Source organism: Streptomyces morookaense (assembly GCF_013030945.1).
Classification (GTDB): domain Bacteria; phylum Actinomycetota; class Actinomycetes; order Streptomycetales; family Streptomycetaceae; genus Streptomyces; species Streptomyces morookaensis.
Window position 1 is genome coordinate 1 of record NZ_JABBXF010000223.1, and the last position, 451, is coordinate 451.

The following is a 451-nucleotide window of genomic DNA, read 5'->3' on the forward strand; positions in this document are numbered from 1 at the left end:
CCAAGCTGGCCGACCGTCGTGTCAGCCGGAAGATCCAGGTCGGGTCCGTGGCCGTCGGTGGTGACGCCCCGGTGTCGGTCCAGTCGATGACGACGACGCGTACCTCCGACATCGGTGCGACGCTGCAGCAGATCGCGGAGCTGACGGCTTCGGGCTGCCAGATCGTGCGGGTGGCGTGTCCGACGCAGGACGATGCGGATGCGCTGAAGGTGATCGCGGCGAAGTCGCAGATCCCGGTCATCGCGGACATCCACTTCCAGCCCAAGTACGTCTTCGCCGCGATCGATGCGGGCTGTGCGGCGGTGCGGGTGAATCCGGGCAACATCAAGCAGTTCGACGACAAGGTCAAGGAGATCGCGAAGGCGGCCTCCGAGGCGGGTACCCCGATCCGGATCGGGGTGAACGCGGGTTCGCTGGACCGGCGGCTGCTGGAGAAGTACGGCAAGGCCAC

The 451-nt window shown here is 67.0% G+C and carries 1 protein-coding gene; it reads left to right on the plus strand.

Annotated features, from left to right (window positions below):
* Positions 1–451 (plus strand): flavodoxin-dependent (E)-4-hydroxy-3-methylbut-2-enyl-diphosphate synthase (locus HG542_RS34265; RefSeq protein WP_171088346.1); only part of this gene is annotated, 451 nt, incomplete at both ends.